Genomic DNA, 16,954 nt, shown 5'->3' on the forward strand with positions numbered 1-16,954 from the left:
CGCTTCGTCATAAAGGAAGTGAATCATGATTCACAAAAAACAGGAATCCCTTCTGCCACCAGATCTGCTCCAGTTACCTTAGCCGGCGTCACCACCCTGGTGTCCCGGCATTAAATTTGGGAAAATTCGCTTCGATGCCATCTCTGAAGATGATGCCGCGTTCAGGCATCTCGGAAAACGATGGCGAGCGGCTGATCCCGGGGAGACGATGGCGGTTACCAACATGGTAGGCATGTGATGAGCCTTTGAGACGACCAAAGGAGCGACGGCTTTTCGAAGCCGCGCTACGATTTATGATCTTATGAGCCCGACCAAATCGGTCACCGCCTCTTAATCGTCGATTGCAGTGACTGAGAGGTTCGAGAAGTCAGCTGTGAATAAGGAAGACAGCCCATGAAACTATTTATTCTTCTCTTGGGCTTTCCCGGCGTCGGAAAGCTGACGATCGCGAGAGAACTAAGCCCGCTCCTGACTGCAAAGGTCATTGACAATCATTGGTTCAACAACCCGATACTGCGTCTGCTCGACGACGACGGATTGACGCCTCTCCCGAATGGAGTATGGGCATATACCGCAAGAGTCCGGCAAGCCGTCCTAGATGCGATTGTCGCTTATGGCCCTCCTTCGGCGAATTTCATTTTCACGCATGCCGGCATAGAAGGTGATGAACGTAGCAATCGCACCTTTCAGCAGATTGCTGGCGCGGCCCAACAACGCGGGGCGGTGCTGGTGCCCGTGAGATTGCTCTGCGACGAGGAAGAGTTGGCGCGTCGCGTGACCACACCGGCGCGTCGCGAGCGGTTAAAGTCCGTTGACGTGCAGGCTGCCAGGGAGAAAAGCAGACGAGCCCAGGTCCTCCACCCCCAACACCCGTTTACGCTGAATTTGGATGTCACTTCGAAGACGGCGGAAGCAAGCGCAGCAGAGATTTACGATTATATCTTAAAGGTAACGGCCGGCGATCTCGGTTCGCTCCAGGACACCGGTGTCATTACCCTACCATAACCATCCGAACCTCAGCTTCCTCACACCACCAGCATCCCCTGCCGCTCAGCCAGCGTCACCTCCGCCCGCGTGCCGGCGTTGAACTCCAGAAAATCCGCCTCGATGCCGTCGCTGAAGATGACGCCGTGTTCCGGCATTTCGGAGACGATGGTGAGCGGCTGGTCCTGAGAGACGATGCCGGCGACGATGGTGGTGCCGGTGGTGCGGCTGGGGAAGGGTTCGCGCACGAAGTAACGCAGGTAATCCGCATCCCAGGCGAAGGACATGTCGATCGTCCGGTTGGCGGGTGCGAGGCCGAGCGCGCTTGCGGCTCCGAGCCAGCCGGAGTAGAGGCTCTTCAGCCAGCCGGTCGAGCCCATGCCTGTCGAGACGATGATACCGCTGGAGGACTGGCGTTCCTCGCGCTCCTCTGCGTGAAGGATATAGCGCGCCGAGACGTGGCTTTGCGGCCCGATGAAGAGGTCGTTGACGGCGTGGATGACGGCGCCGGTGTTGAGCGTCGCCTTGGCCATGCTGACCTGTTTGATCGGCCGCTTGTTCTTCAGCGCCTCGCCGATCACTCTCGGAAGGCTCTTCGGGTTGAAGGGCAGCAGCAGGCCGTCCCAGCGCCTGGGATCGGGGTTGACCCCGAGCACCGGCTGCCCGTCGAGATATTTCAGCGTATTGGCGACCAGGCCATCCTGGCCGAGCACCACGACAACATCGTCGGGAGCGAAGACGAAGCTCGCGAGGTAGCGGCGGTCGAGGCGCTGGACGCGGGCGACGGCGCGCAGGCTTGCTTCCACCTCTGATATAGCCATTTCGTATCGCTTCTTCTCGGCGAGGTAGTCGCTGAAGTCGGCGCCGAGATGTTCGACATAGAACTGCGCTTGCTGCACCGTGTTGAACCGGGCGATGAGTTCGTCGAGCCGGGTCGGCCTGACGACAAGGATGATCTTGCGCTCGTCAGAGACCGGCACGGTCCTTGCCCTCCTGCGGCTGCAAGATCTCCCTGAGAAGATCGGGCGAGACGTTCAGCTGGCCGATCTTCGTCGCATTGTCGGCAAGGTCGCGGAAGGCGAGCGCCATCAGCTGGCCCGGCTGCATACCGACCGAGGCGAGTGCCTGCAGCACTTTCGGATCGGCCTCTTCGAAGGATTTCATCATCGCCGTCAGCGCATAGGCCTGCGCGTCGGCCTCGGCCCGGGCATTGGTCGCCGCCAGCGTTACCAGCTCGCGGTTCTGCTCTTCGAGCGCGATCTTGCCGGCCATTTCTTCCCGGCGGATTTGCAGCTGCCGTTCCTGCACGGCGCGTTCGGCCTCCATCTGGGCTTCGCGCACCTGCCGCCTCTTGTTCTCCAGGGTAATCTCGGTGGCGATCTCGTTTTCCTTGATCGTCCGCTCCTGCTCGATCGCCGCGTTGCGCCTGCTATAGATGGCCTCGTCGGCCTGCCGCAGCAGGGCTTCGCGGGCATGCGCTTCCAGCGCCTTTGATGTCTCGGCCTTTGGCGTTACGGCAAGCAGTGACAAGCCGAGGATCTCCAGGCCGAGCGCTTCGATCGTCGGATGCACCTTGAGTGCGTCCGCCACGCCGGCAACGAGCGCCTCGCCCGAAGCCAGAACCTCCTTCAGCGACAGCGTCTGCACCTCGGCGCGCATCGCCACCTGAACGCGGTCGATCACGCGGGTCGAAAGCTTCTGCGGATCCTCCGAGACATAGTGGCCCCTGCGGTCGAGCGTGAAATTCAAAAGTGCCGCCGTGCGGCGCGGCTCGGCGATGCGGTAGGTGATCTGCCCCTGCACCGTCACTTCCTGGAAGTCTGATGTCACCAGAGGAAAGATGAAAGGATCGTTGACGCTGGCCGTCGGCACGAGCACGAGAGAGCTCGAAGGCGAGAAATGCCAGAAGGCAAGGCCGGCGCCCTCGCGGACGGCCTTGCCGTTCTGATATTGGATGACGTATTGCGTGGGTTCCGTCTTGATGAAGCGCAGTCCGAACATATCCGTTTTCCTGTTCTTGGCGCGAGCCCCTCGCTCGTGTCGAAAAAGAGAAACATGACTTAGTGACAAATGTCAACTAACTTAGTTGAAGATTTACACTAAGGCTCACACCTGCTATGTTCCCATCATGACGACACACGATAATGATGCCTTCAAACCAATCGCCACCGTCGATCTCGCCATCTTCTCGCTGTCGCCGGCGGGCCTCTCCGTGCTTCTGGTGCGACGCGCGAACGCGCCCTTCACCGGCGACTGGGCCCTCCCTGGCGGCTGGATCCATATCGACGAGGATGCGGATCTGGAGGGCGCGGCGCGGCGGGTTCTGAAGGAAAAGACCGGCGTCGAAACACCCTATCTCGAACAGCTGCAAACGACGGGGAACCGCGATCGAGACCCGAGGGGGTGGAGCATCAGCATCGTCTATATCGCGCTGCTTTCGGCCGACGACGTCGCCGAACGGCAGGATGCGCTGGCCGAGGAGGCCGAATGGCGGCCGATAGAAGGCGACGGCGTCGGCTTGTCCCTTGCCTTCGACCATGCGTCCCTCCTCAAGGAGGCGCTCGGCCGCATCCGCAGCAAGGTCGAATATTCGAATATGCCCGGCCATCTGCTACCGGCCCGCTTTACACTCAGCGAGTTGCAATCGGTCTACGAAACCCTTCTCGGCCGCAAGCTGGACAAATCGGCTTTTCGAAAGCGCATGGCGGAGGCCGATTTCCTGGAGCCGGTCGAAGGCGAGATGCGCCGGGCGAGCAACCGGCCCGCCCAGATGTTCCGCTTGAAGGACGCCCAGTCGCTGGTGCTGTTCGACCGAAGGATCTGAGCCGTCCGCGCCCAGCGGGGCGCCAGATTAGGCATTCAGACGCTGCTGCTTCTGCTGGTCGAAGAAATCAACCCGTGGAGCGGTCTGCCGCTCATCCTCCCGCTTGCTGCCTGCAATCCGGGTCGCAGGCCTATGGATGCATTTGTCTTCCACGGAAGCGGAACAATGATCTGCCGGCGAGGTTGTGAATAGGCCTAGCATGCAAAGATCCCCAAGGAGGACAATAGAATGCGTATGAAACTCGTAGCAGCTTCACTTTTCGCTCTCGGCATGGCCACGTCGGCTTTCGCCCAGTCCAACCCGGCACCGGCCGGCGCCACGATCGACAAGAACCAGGCCGATCAGGGCGGCGGCGCCACGACCGACACGAAGGCCAAGAAGCCGATGGCCACTGATACCACCACGACCGGCTCAACGACCAGCGGCACGATGAAAATGGACAAGACCAAGTGCCCGAACCCGGTCAACAACTCCGCCAATCTCCAGACACAGGGCGGCACGAGCAACGCCACGCCGATGGACGAAGCCTGCGCAGCGCATAACAACTGAGCGACTTGCCTGCTCAATGAACCCCGCTTCGGCGGGGTTCATTCCGAGGGAAGGCATATCTGCCACCCTTCCACCGCTCACTTTATCCATTTCCACAGCCTCCCGTTTCCAGACATTCAGCAAAATTCTAGTTGAGATTGCAATCGCCAGATGGTCCAATCGTACCTGCGAAGCCCTGAGTCCGCGCTCTCCTTCCGATATTTGAACCCGAGCGGCCCATGTCGATTTCAGATGCGATCTATCGTCCTTTCGAAACCCTGATCCGGCCGCTGGACATACCCTACCGGCCGCTGCCGTCGAAAGGGCCGGTGACGGTGCTCCTGCATTTCATCGGCATGTTTCGTGGCGTGCTGATTGCGCTGGCGCTTTGCTCCATGGTGTTCGAGGTGATCAACCTGACGATCGTCTGGGGGCTTTCGGTCATCGTTGACGGTGTGACTGAGCTGGGTGCTGCCGCCTTCCTGCAGAGTGAATGGCGGCTGCTGACCGTTCTCGGCCTCCTGATCTTTCCCGTAATGCCGATCGTGTCCTTCATGCTCAACACGCTGAACTCGCACACATTGGGCATAGCAATGCCGGCCGCCATCCAGTGGCAGGGGCACAAGGCGGTGGAGCGGCAGGATCTCGCCTTCTTCCACGATGTCTATGCCGGCCAGGTTTCCTCGCGGCTGCAGCAGGTCTCGTCCGCCGTTCAGCAGCAGATCCTCGCCGCTTTCCAGTCCATTCCGCGCTTCCTGATGCAGCTGGTGGGCTCGGTGATCCTGCTGAGCGCGCTTGCCTGGCAGCTTGCGCTGCCGGTCGTCGTCTGGATCGTGCTCAACGTCGCCTTCACCGCCAAGATCGTGCCCGTCTTCGTCGAGCGCTCGCGCCGCACCGCCAAGCAGCGCAGCCTGGTCGCCGGCGCCATCACCGATCTCTATACCAACATGCAGATGATCAAGCAGTTTGCGGCCGAAGACAGCGAGGCGGGCGCCATCCGCCGCATCATCGGCAAGGCGGTGCAGACGCAGCACAGCGAACAGCGCATCTACCGCTCGTCGGAAGTGACCGTCGTCATTGTCAATACGCTGCTGTGGCTGAGCATGCTGGCGATCGGATTTTCCGGCCTCGTCAAAGGCTTCCTCACGGTCGGCGAGTTCGTCGGGGCGATCTATATCCTCCACCGGCTGTCGTCGCAGATCTTCGTCTTCCTGCAGATGGGCCAGCAGATCTTCCAGGCGATCGGCACGATCAAGGACGCCATGCCTGTCATGACGACGCCACCCACAATCATCGACCGGCCGGATGCGACCAATCTCACGGTGCAACAAGGCGAAATCCGCTTCGAAAGCGTCCGCTTCGCCTACAAGTCCGGCAAACCCGTCATCAACAATCTGTCGCTGACGATCCGGCCAGGCGAGAAGGTCGGTCTCGTCGGTCTGTCAGGCGCCGGCAAGACGACGCTGGCAAATCTGCTCCTGCGATTCTACGACATCAACGAGGGCGCGATCCTGATCGATGCGCAGGATATCCGCGCGGTCACCCAAGCGAGCCTTCGCCGGGCGATCGGCGTCATCGCCCAGGATGTCGCGCTGCTGCATCGCTCGGTCGGCGACAATATCCGTTATGGGCGGCCGGAGGCGACGCGGGAAGAGATCGAGCGGGTGGCGAAGATGGCGAGCGCCGATGCCTTCATCGCCGATCTTGCCGACAGCGAAGGCCGCAAGGGCTACGATGCCTTCGTCGGCGATCGCGGCATCAAACTGTCGGGCGGCCAGCGCCAGCGCGTCGCAATCGCCCGCGTGCTCCTGAAGAATGCGCCGATCCTGGTCCTCGACGAGGCGACCTCGGCGCTCGACAGCGAATCCGAAGCCGCTATCCAGGACCGGTTGAACCTCGTCATGGAGGGAAAGACGGTGATCGCCATCGCCCACCGCCTGTCGACGATCGCCAGGATGGACCGGATCGTCGTGCTCGACCACGGCGGCATCGTCGAAGAGGGCAGCCCGGAGAAACTGGTCGAGCAGGACGGCCTGTTCGCCCGCCTGTGGAAACGCCAGACCGGCGGTTTCATCCCCGAGGAGATCGATTGAACGGAACCGGCGCTGCCGCTTGACTCGGCCAGGGACGATGAGTATTGATTGGGTAATCGATAACCCATGGCGAAACCCGTGACCGCTTCACTCAACGACATAGCCGCCCGCGCAGGCGTTTCGGTTAAGACCGTGTCAGGCGCCCTGCATGGCGGCTCGGCGCGTATGTCGGACGAAACGCGCCAGCGGATCAAGGAGATCGCCGAGGAACTCGGCTATGTCACCAACTTCGCCGCGCGCAGCATGCGGCAGGGCTGGATGCCACTCGTTGGGCTCGTTGCCGATGATCTGATCACGTCACCCTTCGCGACTGAGATCATCAGGGGGCTCGACGGCGCCGTGCGCGCTTCCGACATGGCCGTCTTCGCCATGACGCTCAGCGGCCACCGCAGCGTCGGATCAATCCTCGACGAGATGCGGCGCTTTCGCCCGCGCGCGATTGCCTATGCGGCCATGTATCACAAAAGCGTCGACCTGCCGGCCGAGTTTGCCGACACAGTCGGCGTCATGATCAACTGCCGGGATGCCAATGACCGCGTGACGTCCCTGGTGCCGGACGAGACGGGAGCGGCGATCGAAATCACGCAGTACCTGATCGAGACAGGCCGTCGCAATATCGCCTTCATCAACCTGCCCGGCATTCTCGCTGGCGAACTGCGCGAACTCGGTTTTCGCCAGGCGCTCGATCATGCCGGCATCAACGGAGCCGGCGCCGTGGTCTTGCCGGCCGTCGGCAAGGCTGTTTACAGCGACCGGGCGCCTAGCCTCGTGGCAACGCATGTGCATGAGCTGATGAAAGGTCCCCGGCCTCCCGATGCCATCCTGTGCGGCAATGACCGCGTGGCGATGGAGGTCTATGCCGCACTGCGCCGCTCGGGCGCGACCATCCCCGATGACGTCGCGGTCGCGAGCTTCGACAATCAGGTCGAGATCGCCTCGCGCCTCGATCCGCCGCTGACAACAATGGCGCTGCCGCACCGCGCCATGGGCCGCCAGGCCGCGCACATCCTGCTAGCCGAAAACCGGCCTCCGGTCGGGGTGCAGAAACTGCCGTTCCAGTTGGTGGAACGGGCATCCGTGTAAATTGAGGAAGGCCCATTCAATTGAGGAGGAATTCTAATGGGTAAACGTTTACTTCTGTCTCTCGTCCTGTCTTCGGGACTGGCCGCCACTTGGGCTGACGCAGCCGAAAAGACCGCGATCCAGGTCATGCATCAGGGCGATCCCGGTTTTGTCGCCGCCTATGGCAAGGTGGCCGAGCGCTTCGAGGCCGCCAATCCCGATGTCGATGTCCAATTCATCTATGCGCCGCATGACGCCTATAACGAGAAGTTCAGCGCGGCCGTCATGGCCAAGCAACTGCCCGACGTCATGGAACTCGATGCGCCGTTCCTAGCCAATTACGTCTGGTCGGGATATCTTCAGCCGATCAAGCCGCTGATCGACAAGGACGTCCTCGACGACATGACGGAGTCCAACATCGCGCAGGGCACATATCCGATCGACAAGGATCTCTATGCGATCGGCCTGACGGACTCTTCCGTCGTTCTTTACGGCAACAAGAAATATCTCGAAGCGATCGGCGCCCGCATCCCGAAATCCGTCGACGATGCCTGGACGCGGGAGGAGTTCGAAACCTATCTCGAGAAGCTCTCGAAGCTCGATGGTGTGAAATGGCCGATTGACACCTTCCGCGGCTACGGCATCAAGACCGAATGGATAACCTATGCCTACGGCCCCATCCTGCAATCGGCCGGCTGCGATCTGATCGACCGTAAAGCCTGGAAATCCGAGGGCACGCTCGACAGCGACGCCTGCGTCGATGCACTCGCGATGATGCAGAAATGGGTTAAGAACGGCTGGGTCGTGCCACAGTCGGCCGGCACCAACCAGTTCTACGCCGAAGGCAATCCGGCGGCCCTGGCGCTCGGCGGACATTGGGTCTATGCGGAGGCGGTAGCCACCATGAAGGACAACCTCGTCGTCCTGCCGCTTCCGAAGTTCGGCGCAAAGAGCGTAAGCCCCAATGGCACCTGGATCTGGGCGATCACCAAGACATCGAAACATCCCGATATCGCGGCTAAGTTCATCAGCTTCCTGCTGAAGGACAAGGAATACCGGGCCTATGTCGCAAGCCAATCCGGCTACCCCGGATTGAAGAGCTTCGCTGCCGAGTCTCCGCTCTATGCCGATGGCGGTCCGATGGCGATCGCCTTCGAACAGGCATCGAAGACCGCCGTCGCACGTCCGCCGCATCCAGCCTATCCCACAATCACGTCGGCCTTCATGCAAGCCGTCGACGAGGTGTTCAATGGCGGCGATCCCAAGGAGGCGCTCACAACAGCCGCCAAGAAGATCGACCAGGACATCGAGGACAATGACGGATACCCGCCGTTCGGTGACGAGCAATAATCGCCCTCGCCGACCAATCGGAGCCTTGCGATGTGTCCGTGTGACATCGCAAGGCGGAACCGACATCACGCCTGGAGAGGAGGAGCTGTATGGCCATGCAACAATCGACATCGTCGCGATCCGCTCGATTAACGCTCCGGCGTGACAAGGGACGGCTGATGCAGGAAGCGGCCATGCTCGCGCCGGCCGTGATTCTGTTGACCGTCTTTCTGATCGTGCCGTTCCTCCTGTCTTTCTGGACGGCGATGACCAACCAGCCTCTCGTGCCCCGGCCGACGCCCGTCCGCTTCGTCTGGTTCAACAATTTCATCCGCATCTTCCAGTCTGGACGGCTCTCTGGAACGTCTCGCGCTTCACCTTCTGGATCATTCCGGTGCAATGCGGCCTCGCCTTTGCGACGGCGCTGCTGCTGCATCAGAAGCTGCCGTTGCGCAATCTGCTGCGCGGCATGTTCTTCCTTCCGGCGATCACCTCTATGGTGGTGGTCTGCGTCATCTGGGGCACCCTGTTCCAATATCCGACGGGACCGTTCAACCAGATCCTCGGGTTTCTCTCCGGCGGAGCGATCCAGCCGATCGATTGGCTCGGCGATCCCGAATGGGCGATGTTTTCCATCGTCCTGCTCTCGGCCTGGCAGGCCTATGGCTTCCAGATGATCGTCTATCTCGCCGGCCTCCAGGGCATTCCCGACGAACTCTACGATGCCGCCAAGATCGACGGCGCCAACGCCTTCCGGCGATTCTGGCATGTCACGATGCCAGGCCTGCGGCCGACCCATGTCTTCGTCCTCGTGATCACAACTATCCAAGCGTTCAAGCTCTACACCCAGGTCGCCATCCTCACGCAGGGCGGGCCGAAGAGCAGCACCGAGACGGTAGTGCATTACATGGTCCGCGCCGGCTTCGAAGAGCAGAAGATGGGCTATGCCTCGGCCGTTTCGGTCATCCTGTTCGTCATCGTTCTCATCATCGCGCTGATCCAGCGCCAGCTCCTGAGGCGCTTCGATGTCTGATATCGCTCTCTCGATCCCACAGGCCCGCGCGGCGCGGCCGCGCTCCGCCGCAAGGGTTCTGCGCACCATCCAGACGGTCTCTATCTTCATCATCGCCCTGGTGATCGTCTCCCCGTTGCTGCTCCTCGTCGTGGCGAGCCTGAAGGATGACCGGTTCCAGATCCTGGCCGATATGGGCAGTTTCCGCGCCTTCTGGGTTTCGAAACCGACGCTCTCCAACTATGCGGAGGTCGGCCACCTCTCAGGCGAACTCGCCTTCGGCCGTTACCTCATCAACTCGCTGATCATCCTGATCACAACGGTCTGTTCCGGCCTGATCGTCAATTCGATGGCCGGCTTCGTTCTGGCCTGGGGATCGCTCAAGGGCCGCGCCGTCATCCTGTCGATCGTGATTGCGCTTTATGTGATCCCGCAGGAAAGCATCATCATGCCCCTCGTGATCATGGTTTCGCGCGCCGGAATGGCCGATACCTTCGCAGTGCAGATCGTACCCTGGGTCGCGAGCCCTCTCTACATCTTCTTGTTCTATCAGTTCTTCACGCAATTGCCGAAGGAACTGCTGGAAGCCGCCGAGATCGACGGCGCGTCCTTCTTCCGGGCCTATCGCTCGATTTTCCTGCCCCTCAGCCTGCCCGCACTGGCCACCGTCTCGATCCTGATGGGCATCGAGACCTGGAACCAGTATCTCTGGCCGATCCTCGTCACCCAGACCGATTATGCCCGCCCGATAGCGGTCGCCATCGCGACCTTCTTCGGTCAGGACAGCATCTACTGGGATCGGGCGATGGCCGCCTCCGTATTGATGATGATCCCGATCCTGGGGCTCTACCTCGTTTTCCAGCGCTGGTTCGTGAGTTCCTTCATCGGCTCCGCCGTGAAAGGTTGAATTGATGACAAGCCAAGCGATGACTCCGTCCCATGAACGCGGGCCGGAGACGATCAGCGCCGTCCTGCCCGCGGGAGCGACGATCCACGCGTGGATCAAGGCCCGGCATGGCGGCGCCGTGGGAAGATTGGCCGCCCATGTCGATGGCGATCCGGCCATCACTGTGGAAACGTCAAATCGCCATGAATTCGAGTTTCGGGTGCTGACGCTGGAAAGCGGTGGGGAAACCGACTTCTCCTACGATCCGGTGACGACGCAGGTCTCGGTTCTCTACGCCTTCCTTCAGCCCGGCGTTCTCGAAAAAGGCATGAGGATGCTGCATGTCGGGTCTTCCAACGTCGCACCCGAAATCTCCGGCGGCTATCACTTCCGCCCACCCTTCGGTTGGATGAACGATCCCAACGGTTTTGGTAGATTCGGCGGCAGGCTGCACCTGTTCTACCAGCACTATCCCCACAGTCTGCGGTGGAACAACATGCATTGGGGTCACGCGGTCTCGGACGATTATCTTCATTGGACGCATCTTCCGGTCTTTCTTCCCCCTTCGGACGAACTTGCCGCACGGGCCGATGGACGCGGTGGCGCATTTTCCGGCTCCGCCATCGCGCTCGATGGCGCGGGAATCCGTATCTTCTTCACTGAGCATATGAAGGGCCGGGAGCCGGAGGAGCAGGTTCAGTTCACAGCCATCAGCCACGATCTTGTCAACGTCGAGCCGGCGAGCCTCATCCTGCCCGCCCGACCGGCCGGGCTCGGTCTGACGACCGACTTCCGTGACCCCTATGTCTTCCTAGGCCCGGACGACAAATGGAAGATGCTGCTCGGGACGCGAGACCGCGAGGGCGGCGTCATCCTGCTCTACGAAACGGACGATCCGGCTGCGGCGGCGGGATGGACCTTCCTCGGCATGCTCCATCGCGAGAACCGCTTCGGAATGACGGCCGCGGAATGCCCCTGCCTGGTGCCCCTCGACGGTCCCGCAAACGACCCGTCGACCCGCTGGGCCCTGATCTTCGGTCTTCTCACAAGCCGCGATCCGGCAACCGGCCGGCGCAACATGACGATTGCGACGGTCGGCCGCTTCGATGGCCGCAGCTTCTCCGTGGAATTCGAACAGGAACTGGATTTCGGCACCGACGCCTACGCCTTCCAGGCCTTCGTCGATGATAGCGGCCCCGTCGGCATTGCATGGCTGGCGAACTGGACCGACGTCTCAAAGGATATCGACATGGCGACGGCGATGACGCTGCCGCGCCGGCTGGCATTGCACGAGGGGGCTCTGATCACCCCGCCGGTCGCCGGTGTCGAAAGCCTGCGGCAGCGGCGGCTGGATCCTCAAGGCCTTCTGGACGGCCAGGCGGTCGACCTCGCCAACGGCGCCGTCGAAATCCTGCTCACCCTCCAGCAGCCGGGCAACGCGTTCCGCCTGACGTTCGAACATCCGGAGGCGGCGCTCGAGGTCCTGTTGAACGACGATGGGCTGAGCATTCCCTTTTCGGTGGCGAATGCCAAGATGTCGCCACGCTACATCGCCGCCGGCGCGCGCCCGTCGACCATCCGGATATTCCTCGATGCAGGTTCGATCGAGGTCTTCGCCGACGATGGCCGCTGGACCGGAACCAAGCGGCTGCCCGGCTTCAGCGGGGTAAGCTCGGTGCGTCTCATCGCGCCCGAGGGGAATGTGCTCGCTATCGAAATCTGGCAACTCAGTCTTTGATCTGCGAGGCAGCACCGGGCAAAAGCACGGCCGCCGAGGCGGCGGCCGTTGCGAATGGACACCGCGGTCGAGCGGCTCAGGCTGCCTTGCCTTTGCCCTTGACGTTGGCCGAGGACTCGGCGAGCTGCGTGAGCTTCTTGTCAGTCGCCTCTTCTTCGGCAAGCGTAGCCTGCAGCAGTGGCACTGCATCCTTGAGGCCGAGCTGCTTTGCCCAGGCGATCAGCGTGCCGTAGCGGGCGATTTCATAATGCTCGACGGCCTGTGCGGACGAAATCAGACCAGCATCGAGGGCGACCGTGCCCTTAAATTCGTCCATGATCTCCTCGGCTTCGGCGATGATGCCCTGAATGGCCTCGCAGGTCTTGCCGCGTGCCGGTTTGCCGACCATCTCGAAAACCTGTTCGAGGCGTTCCACCTGCGCTTGGGTCTCGTCGCGATGCTGCAGAAAACCGGCCTTGCCCTCTTCCGATTGCGCGGCGCGGGCCATCTTCGGCAGGGCCTTCAGGATCTGCTTTTCGGCGTAATAGATGTCCTTGAGAGTATCGAGAAACAGATCGTTCAGAGTCTTCTCGGTTGCCATTTAATCCTCCTGTGGCGTGTCGTGACGACAATCAACTCTCGCATCGGTCGGATGTTCCGATCGGAAATATGACGCCCCCTTGGGCGGGGGCGTCATCTCTGTCCGGCCAAGGAAGAGACCGCCAGACCGAGAGTATCGGGACGGCGATCACCGAACGATTGCGGGACGCCGTTGTTCCCGTCCGCGAGCCGGCGAGCAGTCGCCGGCCAAGCCGGACTTTTGTCCGGTACCGTACGGCAACGAATAGGGAGCCAGCGAATTTCCTTGTCATCCCAGGAGAGAAAAATGGTTTCCCCGTCCTCAGTACGCTCCGCCTCGCATTGTAAAGAAAAATCCGCAATCGAGCGGGAAATCGTCGAGCTGACACCAGCATTGCGCGCCTTTGCCCGAAGGTTCCTGCGCAGCGATGATGACATTGACGACCTTGTTCAGGAAACCCTGCTGAAGGCGCTGAACTCGCTTCATCTCTACCAACCCGGCACCTCGCTCAAATCCTGGCTTTTCACCATTCTGCGAAACACGTTTTGCACCAATTATCGCCGGAAGAAGCGCGAGCCGGCCGGAATGGACGCGGCGATGGAACGGGTGGCGATCGCCCCGACCCAGGAGTGGGTACTGCGGGAACATGAATTGCAGCGGGCGTTGACGCGTCTTTCCGACGACAGGCGCCGGGCTCTGACATTGGTGGCTGCCGGAACGAGCTATGAAGACGCCGCCAAAATGTGCGGGTGCCGGATCGGCACATTGAAAAGCCGGGTAAGCCGCGCCCGCGAGTGCCTGATTGCGATGCTCGGAAACCATCTCGTCGATTGAGCGGCTTGCGCCGGTCCGCTTCGCCTCGAGCGGAACAAACGGTCATGGTCCTGGTTCCAAACCTAATCGATAGGATCGGCAGATCGAATCGATATGGGCCAACCGCCGGGCCAGGCTGAAGGGTCATGAACGCGCGAAGCCACGCCATCTTTCCCAGAGTCAATCGGGCCGGATGGCTCGATACGCTCCGCGTATTGATAGCGATCGTGGCCCCAACGGTTGCCAAGGGCATCATCATTCGCCGCCCGACAATGGAGCATCTGGCGGAGCGGCAAGGCTTCGACAGAACCGCCGTGGAACAGATGCAGCGGCTGAGAAACAAATACGGGCCGGCTCCTCTTCTGCTGCCCATCCCATTCCGACCACAGCTGCTGATCCTCGATCCGGCCGATGTCGCCGCGGTGCTTCAATCTTCGCCCGAACCGTTTGCCGCGGCGACGACGGAAAAGCATGCCGCCCTTGTTCACTTCGAGCCGAAAAACGTCCTTATCTCATCGGACTCTCGGCGCGCCGAGCTTCGGCGGGCCCATGAGCACGCTTTGGCAACCGCAGACCGGCTGCATCCATTTGCGATGCATTTCAAGAATATCGTTGACGCCGAATTCCTGCAGGTCCTGAACCTACCCCGTGAGCTCGATTGGCCGGCCTTTTCGCAGGCCTGGTTCCGGATCGTCCGGCGAGTCGTCCTCGGTGAACGAGCGCGCAACGACGTCACATTGACCGAGACCTTGAACGAACTCCGAGGCCGGGCGAACTGGGCATTTGCCGCTCCGGTCGATCAGCGCCAGCTTGCCCGGTTTCATGACCAGGTCGGCCGCTATCTCCGAGAGCCGGAAAAGCACAGTCTCGTCAACCGCTTTCCCAGAGGCGATGAGCTTGCTCCGGAAAACCAGGTGGCCCAGTGGCTGTTCGCCTTTGATGCAGCCGGAATTGCCGTTATGAGCACGCTCGCCTTGCTGGCCTGCCATGTGAGCTACTGGGGCAAAGCCGTCGAAGAGGCCATGAGCGGGGATCTCGATCGTCCCTTCACCCGCAGTTGTCTGCTGGAGGTTTTGCGTCTCTGGCCGACGACGCCCGCCATCCTCAGGCAGCTGACCAGGGATCTCAAGTCAGGCGACAAGGTCATCGCTCGCGGCACTGGCGTCATCATCTTCGTCCCCTTTTTCCATCGAGACCCCGCGCTCCTCTATGCCAATCGGATGGAACCGAGCATCTGGGGACAGAACGATGTGTTGCCGGCCGCAGGGCTCGTGCCTTTCAGCGCCGGTCCTGTCATATGCCCGGCACATAATCTCGTGCCGACGATTGCAAGCCTTGCCGTGGGCACATTCTTGTCGGCCGCCGAGATTGTGCTGCTACATCCCTCTTTAGACGTCGCCAATCTTCCCGGCACTCTCAATCACTATGGCATCCGGCTGAAGCTGATTGCGCGGCGCAGGGAGAAATAGATGCTGCCTCAATGGCCTCGGCACATTTCAGGTCGCGCCGGCTCACAGCCTTTGCATGACCCCGTAAACGAGGATCAAGACGTAGCGCAGAAAGGCGATAGCGACCACGGTCGCGACCACAGCAATGACCAGCCACAGGCTTTTCAGCGCATCCCGCTGCCCTTCGTCGCTCGGCCGGTCCAAGCGGATCGGGTTGTCTTTCGGCCACTTCGTTAAGGATTGGCTTCCGTTGAAGATTGCGTGGGCTGACCGCTTATGCTGATCGAGTTCCACGAGAGCGTAGCGCCGAACACGATCACGAGCCCGACCAAGAGAATGGCTCCCAAATAGATCATGAAAGCGCGACGGTCCGATTCCTGGCTCATCTTCTCTCCTTCGGTCCTCGAACCAAGGGAAACCCGGAATGTTCCAGATCAAGAAATCGAGAAGGGTCACCAGCGTAGCAGGCGGGGTCCGGTCACGGCGCCGACAGCGCCGATGAGCAGGATGCCGAGCGTGTACCAGATCAACACGAAAGGCATGCCATTTTCGGTGCAGAACCAGGAATAGACCCAGGCGCCGGCTGCTCCCGCGGCAATGCCGGCGACGAAGCCGGTCAGCCGCAGATCCACCGGCGCTGCACGGCGCAGTGCCCAGACCGTACCGGCATAGACCGGGATTGCAAAGCCTGCGATGAGCGGCGGGCAATGCAGCGCCGAGGAGCCGAGGATCAGCAATCGATAGCTCTCGCTCGGTGCCATCAGAAGCTGAATGGCCGCGACGGCCGTCATGGCGGCGAAGATCAAGGCGAGCAGACCGAAAAAGCGTCCCTCCGAGCCATCGGGGCGGGAAAGCCGAAAAACGGCTGCAAAGGCGGCCGCCGCAATCAGCGCGTTATAGGCCGACTTGATCCAGAAGACCGGCAGCCTCAATACGTCGGGCATATCGACCCGGGGGCCGAGAATGATCAGCATCAGCAGCAGGGAAAGTCCGAGGGCCGGCACTATGCCGAGCGCAAAGCGGCGCCCTAGCGCGTTGCGCGGCACCGGCTCCAGGTCGCTTGCCAATCGTTCGATGATATCGTCCGTCTTTGTCACGATGTGCCTCGCAATCTCTCTCCGAGCGCCTTGAGCGCCCGATGGATGCTGACTTTCACCGCCGATTCGGATTGGCCGGTGCGGTTTGCGGCGTCGGCGACCGAGCCGCCCTCGAGCTTCACCTGCCGGATCAGTTCCTGCTGTCTCGGCGGCAAGCCGTCAAGCAACCGCTCGACGTCCAGGCGGGCAGTCAGTCTGTCCTCCCTGAAGTCGCTTTCGATCTCTTCATCAAGCTCTGTCTCAGCCAGCCTGCGTCCGCCACGGCCGCGGTGATGGTCTATCAGCTTGTAGCGGGCGATGGAGAAAAACCAGGCGGTAAAAGGTCTCGTCCGGTCATAGGTAGACCGTCGGGAATGCAGCGCCAGCAACGTCTCCTGCACCAGATCTTCCATGTCCGCTCTCGTCGCCGCAGCCATCCTGCGGCTGTAATGGCCGACAAGCAGCACACGCAAAGCCGTCAGCAAACGCCGATAGGCAGCCTCGTCCCCGTCAAGGGACAGAAGCATCAATGCTTTCAGGGCTTCTTCCGAATGGGCGGTGGTCATGCTGTCAAAGAGCTCATTCGTAAAAGCGGGCAATCG

Annotated in this window: 16 protein-coding genes and 1 pseudogene; 11 read left to right on the forward strand and 6 right to left on the reverse strand. The window is 61.2% G+C overall.

Going from position 1 to position 16,954, the window contains the following annotated elements; translation table 11 throughout:
- Positions 1-393 precede the first annotated feature (393 nt).
- Positions 394-1,005 (forward strand): AAA family ATPase, encoded by a 612-nt coding sequence (locus CO660_RS30515; protein ID WP_097601673.1) that lies wholly within the window; start codon positions 394-396, stop codon positions 1,003-1,005.
- A gap of 20 nt (positions 1,006-1,025) precedes the next feature.
- On the opposite strand, the gene CO660_RS30520 is transcribed toward CO660_RS30515, so the two are convergent.
- Together CO660_RS30520 and CO660_RS30525 are read right to left on the reverse strand one after the other, a co-directional pair.
- The gene (locus CO660_RS30520; protein WP_097601674.1) at positions 1,026-1,964 is read right to left on the reverse strand and encodes a sugar kinase; all 939 of its coding nucleotides are present in this window, start codon (positions 1,962-1,964) and stop codon (positions 1,026-1,028) included.
- A complete protein-coding gene (locus tag CO660_RS30525; RefSeq protein WP_097601675.1) occupies positions 1,951-2,985 on the reverse strand; it encodes an SPFH domain-containing protein in 1,035 nt (344 codons plus the stop codon). Before CO660_RS30525 ends, CO660_RS30520 begins: the two co-directional genes overlap by 14 nt.
- A 127-nt stretch (positions 2,986-3,112) precedes the next feature.
- On the opposite strand from CO660_RS30525, the gene CO660_RS30530 reads away from it, so the two are divergent.
- The 8 genes and pseudogenes from CO660_RS30530 (at position 3,113) to CO660_RS30565 (ending at position 12,456) form a co-directional block, all read left to right on the forward strand.
- Entirely contained in the window at positions 3,113-3,808 is a 696-nt protein-coding gene (locus CO660_RS30530) for an NUDIX domain-containing protein (protein ID WP_097601676.1), read from the forward strand.
- A gap of 228 nt (positions 3,809-4,036) precedes the next feature.
- A complete protein-coding gene (locus CO660_RS30535; RefSeq protein ID WP_085781329.1) occupies positions 4,037-4,357 on the forward strand; it encodes a hypothetical protein in 321 nt (106 codons plus the stop codon).
- A gap of 218 nt (positions 4,358-4,575) precedes the next feature.
- Positions 4,576-6,429, forward strand: coding sequence for an ABC transporter ATP-binding protein (locus CO660_RS30540; RefSeq protein ID WP_097601677.1), 1,854 nt, complete (start codon positions 4,576-4,578; stop codon positions 6,427-6,429).
- A gap of 78 nt (positions 6,430-6,507) precedes the next feature.
- A complete protein-coding gene (locus tag CO660_RS30545; RefSeq protein WP_097601700.1) occupies positions 6,508-7,512 on the forward strand; it encodes a LacI family DNA-binding transcriptional regulator in 1,005 nt (334 codons plus the stop codon).
- A 36-nt stretch (positions 7,513-7,548) separates the two neighbouring features.
- Positions 7,549-8,841 (forward strand): sugar ABC transporter substrate-binding protein, encoded by a 1,293-nt coding sequence (locus CO660_RS30550; RefSeq protein WP_097601678.1) that lies wholly within the window; start codon positions 7,549-7,551, stop codon positions 8,839-8,841.
- Between the two features lie 89 nt (positions 8,842-8,930).
- Positions 8,931-9,853, forward strand: a pseudogene (locus tag CO660_RS30555) (sugar ABC transporter permease).
- On the forward strand, positions 9,846-10,739 hold the full coding sequence (locus tag CO660_RS30560; RefSeq protein WP_097601679.1) for a carbohydrate ABC transporter permease: 894 nt from the start codon (positions 9,846-9,848) through the stop codon (positions 10,737-10,739). Before CO660_RS30555 ends, CO660_RS30560 begins: the two are co-directional and overlap by 8 nt.
- 4 nt (positions 10,740-10,743) lie before the next feature.
- Positions 10,744-12,456, forward strand: a complete 1,713-nt coding sequence (locus tag CO660_RS30565; RefSeq protein ID WP_097601701.1) for a glycoside hydrolase family 32 protein — start codon at positions 10,744-10,746, stop codon at positions 12,454-12,456.
- A gap of 76 nt (positions 12,457-12,532) precedes the next feature.
- Here CO660_RS30565 and CO660_RS30570 read toward each other — a convergent pair whose 3' ends face one another.
- Entirely contained in the window at positions 12,533-13,036 is a 504-nt protein-coding gene (locus tag CO660_RS30570) for a ferritin-like domain-containing protein (RefSeq protein WP_097601680.1), read from the reverse strand.
- Between the two features lie 285 nt (positions 13,037-13,321).
- On the opposite strand from CO660_RS30570, the gene CO660_RS30575 reads away from it, so the two are divergent.
- Both CO660_RS30575 and CO660_RS30580 read left to right on the forward strand, forming a co-directional pair.
- Positions 13,322-13,849: a sigma-70 family RNA polymerase sigma factor gene (locus CO660_RS30575; protein WP_097601681.1), complete on the forward strand. Its 528-nt coding sequence runs from the start codon at positions 13,322-13,324 to the stop codon at positions 13,847-13,849.
- 206 nt (positions 13,850-14,055) lie between these two features.
- A complete protein-coding gene (locus tag CO660_RS30580; protein ID WP_245421405.1) occupies positions 14,056-15,297 on the forward strand; it encodes a cytochrome P450 in 1,242 nt (413 codons plus the stop codon).
- A 42-nt stretch (positions 15,298-15,339) separates the two neighbouring features.
- On the opposite strand, the gene CO660_RS33535 is transcribed toward CO660_RS30580, so the two are convergent.
- The 3 genes from CO660_RS33535 to CO660_RS30590 all read right to left on the reverse strand — a co-directional run bounded on the left by CO660_RS33535 (position 15,340) and on the right by CO660_RS30590 (position 16,918).
- On the reverse strand, positions 15,340-15,570 hold the full coding sequence (locus CO660_RS33535) for a hypothetical protein (RefSeq protein ID WP_176536410.1): 231 nt from the start codon (positions 15,568-15,570) through the stop codon (positions 15,340-15,342).
- Between the two features lie 158 nt (positions 15,571-15,728).
- Positions 15,729-16,373, reverse strand: a complete 645-nt coding sequence (locus CO660_RS30585; RefSeq protein ID WP_097601683.1) for an NrsF family protein — start codon at positions 16,371-16,373, stop codon at positions 15,729-15,731.
- A complete protein-coding gene (locus tag CO660_RS30590) occupies positions 16,370-16,918 on the reverse strand; it encodes a sigma-70 family RNA polymerase sigma factor (protein ID WP_097601702.1) in 549 nt (182 codons plus the stop codon). The genes CO660_RS30585 and CO660_RS30590 overlap by 4 nt, the downstream gene beginning before the upstream one ends.
- Positions 16,919-16,954: the final 36 nt, after the last annotated feature.

Source organism: Rhizobium sp. L9 (genome assembly GCF_002531885.1).
In the GTDB taxonomy this organism is placed as follows: Bacteria; Pseudomonadota; Alphaproteobacteria; order Rhizobiales; family Rhizobiaceae; genus Rhizobium.

Bases quoted from the DNA above. Each gene is read 5' to 3' on its own strand.
- CO660_RS30515 (WP_097601673.1), top strand. From the start codon at position 394: ATGAAACTATTTATTCTTCTCTTGGGCTTTCCCGGCGTCGGAAAGCTG.
- CO660_RS30525 (WP_097601675.1), bottom strand. From the start codon at position 2,985: ATGTTCGGACTGCGCTTCATCAAGACGGAACCCACGCAATACGTCATC.
- CO660_RS30530 (WP_097601676.1), top strand. From the start codon at position 3,113: ATGACGACACACGATAATGATGCCTTCAAACCAATCGCCACCGTCGAT.
- CO660_RS30535 (WP_085781329.1), top strand. From the start codon at position 4,037: ATGCGTATGAAACTCGTAGCAGCTTCACTTTTCGCTCTCGGCATGGCC.
- CO660_RS30540 (WP_097601677.1), top strand. From the start codon at position 4,576: ATGTCGATTTCAGATGCGATCTATCGTCCTTTCGAAACCCTGATCCGG.
- CO660_RS30550 (WP_097601678.1), top strand. From the start codon at position 7,549: ATGGGTAAACGTTTACTTCTGTCTCTCGTCCTGTCTTCGGGACTGGCC.
- CO660_RS30560 (WP_097601679.1), top strand. From the start codon at position 9,846: ATGTCTGATATCGCTCTCTCGATCCCACAGGCCCGCGCGGCGCGGCCG.
- CO660_RS30565 (WP_097601701.1), top strand. From the start codon at position 10,744: ATGACAAGCCAAGCGATGACTCCGTCCCATGAACGCGGGCCGGAGACG.
- CO660_RS30570 (WP_097601680.1), bottom strand. From the start codon at position 13,036: ATGGCAACCGAGAAGACTCTGAACGATCTGTTTCTCGATACTCTCAAG.
- CO660_RS30575 (WP_097601681.1), top strand. From the start codon at position 13,322: ATGGTTTCCCCGTCCTCAGTACGCTCCGCCTCGCATTGTAAAGAAAAA.
- CO660_RS30590 (WP_097601702.1), bottom strand. From the start codon at position 16,918: ATGACCACCGCCCATTCGGAAGAAGCCCTGAAAGCATTGATGCTTCTG.